The organism is Streptococcus sp. KR (genome assembly GCF_002238115.1).
Classification (GTDB): domain Bacteria; phylum Bacillota; class Bacilli; order Lactobacillales; family Streptococcaceae; genus Streptococcus.
This window is the reverse complement of sequence record NZ_NGVM01000052.1, coordinates 1-2,382: the sequence shown is the minus strand read 5'-3', so window position 1 is coordinate 2,382 and position 2,382 is coordinate 1. Positions and strand designations below refer to the sequence as shown.

The window sequence follows — 2,382 nt, the reverse complement described above, 5'->3', positions numbered from 1 at the left end:
GCCTCTGCCTCCTGGTGTTTAACCTTAGCATTTTCTCGCTCCAGCGCTTGATACACAAGGTCCCGATTTTTATACGTTGTGGTCGTGTTTTGTGTCAGATTGGTTAAACGGTACATGTTTTTCCGATCCTTTCAATTTTCCTTCAGCAAGAGCTGTTTCAATATCAGCCCAGGTTAAATTATGTTCGGCCAAGTAGTTTGACCGTTCCTCATGTTTGGCCAGAATGATTTGAGTTTCTAGCTGCTGCAGTTTCTCTTCTTCCTTCTTGGCCTTGGCCATATAGTCAGCTAAGCGGTCTTCCGCTTTCTGTTTTTGTTTTTCCAAAGTTTCTAATTTTGTCATTGTTCCTTTTTCCCTTCTGTACTTTGTGTTTGGTTAGTGATTGGTTTGTTTAACGATGGAATACTCGCCTTTTCGCTGGTGTTCAAGCTGTCCACAATCAAAATGGGGTCAATATGATTTACCAGGTATTTCCCATCTTGCTTGCTGAAGCGAATCCGTATGGTTCTTGAAGATCCTACGTTTGTTTGGGCGTTAGTATAATCATACTTCTTCTGTAACTGTGTCTGAGTGTATCTCACTTGAGCTAGGGCAACATGGTTTTCTTGATCGATGTAGATGGTAGAAGACTTCATCTGTGTATCCACTACATAGCCCTTATAGGTTTGTACCGTTGGTTCTTCTTCAGAGTTCACTTCCTGATTGTAAGCAGCTTCTGTCATATAGGGCAAATAGCGATTTCTATTTTCTCCCAGATCCTGCTTATTGAAGTAAGCCGTCAAAAATTCCTTTACATATTCTTGCGTTAGTTCGCTTCCCTCTGCTTTGGTTTCTTGTTGCGTAGTTTCAGCTTCCTGTTTAGCTTTCTTTTGTGATGAGGTTGCTGCTCCAATCCAGAATACGAATCCTAGAACTAGCACAACTCCTATAAAGATTCCTCCTATTTTCAGGAGTTTCAATTTCTCCATATCTATCATTTTCATGATTTACCTTCTTTCTTTTTTAATTCGGTGTCGCAAATGTATAGTAGTCAGCTGGATAGAGAACACGAAAATGGACCTTATCCTGTACACCTTGGACATTACATTCCGAAACTAGGAATGAACCGTCTGGGTTCACAGCTTCCACAATCGCAACATGACCGTATCCACCTGGTGTCCCACCAAATCCACCTAGAATTGATACAACAGCCCCTCTCGTTGGTGACGTACTGTACTTCCATCCTTTTGCGACTAGGCTTGTTACCCAATCCTGACCATTTCCAAGGTAACCATAGGACCCTGATAAGTCTGTAATCGTTCCTAGTTCAACTAAACGATTATACGCATACCAAGTACATTGACCAACTGGGTAGCCGCTTCCTTGTTGTGTAGTCATAGAAGCTTGTGTAGGAGGGTGCTCCACTTTTGACTGATACTCGGCAGGGAAATTCCAGGAAGATGCTAACGCTCCACCTCCTCGAACTTGTTGAGTAAGAAAAGCGTGGATCTGTTTAGCATTATTCTGGCGCTCTAAGACCTTATCTCCAGAGTTTCCTTCCCAATTAACCAGGAAACGCTCTGTAAGCGTCTCTACATCCTCTGTACTAGTTAGAATTGAAGTTAGTCCTGTGATATAGTAAGGAGTATCCCCCTCCAACATAAAATCCAGTTGCAGTTCCAAATCATACCACTTCTTATTCTTAGATTTTGCATAGTTTAATAATAGAGTATGTCTCGTGGAGCCATCCGCTGTATCTGTCCACTGTCCCAATCCTAAACCTCGTCGAAGAATATTTGGGTATCTTCCGTTATAAATCGCTGGTCCTCCTATAGCTAACCAGGACTCATCATCCCATGAAGAAGAATCAGCCCCTACTGGTGGGCTAAGATAGTCTCCTTCAGCACGTTTAGGATTGATATTACTTTCAGTTGCAAAGTTCCCAAGCATGGCTGCCAAACCATTATCTGTTAGCCCTGGTACCTTTTGCTTCAGGTAATCTTTTATCGCTCGTGATTTTTGCCCCAAATCGCCATTAAGTGTGGTAATGACTGAGGTTGTCTGATTGTACGTGACAGATTGAAAGTAAAAGCCTGGATTAACTGATGTCCACTTTTCTTTCTTATCCTTTGTCTCTTTTTCCTCCAATTTTTGATACTGAATGATCTGGTAACCATTTGCCGTTACCTTCCCAACCTCATCTCCAGCTTTGACCTGATCACCGTCAGAAACACGGATATTTCCTACCTCTTCATAAGTAAAGATGGCTTTATCTGTTTTGATGGATACAGTCGTATCATCTGTCACACTGACTTGACCGTCAATAGGAGCTCTTAGAGCTTGTCCTGTTGAAGCTTTTAGTTGTGTTTTTTCATAAATTTCACTCTTAGAGGTATAACCAAA

The 2,382-nt window shown here is 41.8% G+C and carries 3 protein-coding genes; all 3 read right to left on the bottom strand.

Features of this window, described 5'->3' with window-relative positions:
• Positions 1-69: 69 nt before the first annotated feature.
• Positions 70-342, bottom strand: a complete 273-nt coding sequence (locus CBI42_RS10665) for a type III restriction endonuclease (RefSeq protein WP_094753957.1) — start codon at positions 340-342, stop codon at positions 70-72.
• Positions 339-983: a hypothetical protein gene (locus CBI42_RS10660; protein ID WP_000781848.1), complete on the bottom strand. Its 645-nt coding sequence runs from the start codon at positions 981-983 to the stop codon at positions 339-341. The genes CBI42_RS10665 and CBI42_RS10660 overlap by 4 nt, the downstream gene beginning before the upstream one ends.
• 19 nt (positions 984-1,002) lie before the next feature.
• Positions 1,003-2,382 (bottom strand): phage tail tip lysozyme (locus CBI42_RS10655; RefSeq protein WP_142294107.1); only part of this gene is annotated, 1,380 nt, incomplete at its 5' end.

Coding starts and splice junctions, on each gene's coding strand:
- CBI42_RS10665 (WP_094753957.1), bottom strand. CDS start 342: ATGACAAAATTAGAAACTTTGGAAAAACAAAAACAGAAAGCGGAAGAC.
- CBI42_RS10660 (WP_000781848.1), bottom strand. CDS start 983: ATGAAAATGATAGATATGGAGAAATTGAAACTCCTGAAAATAGGAGGA.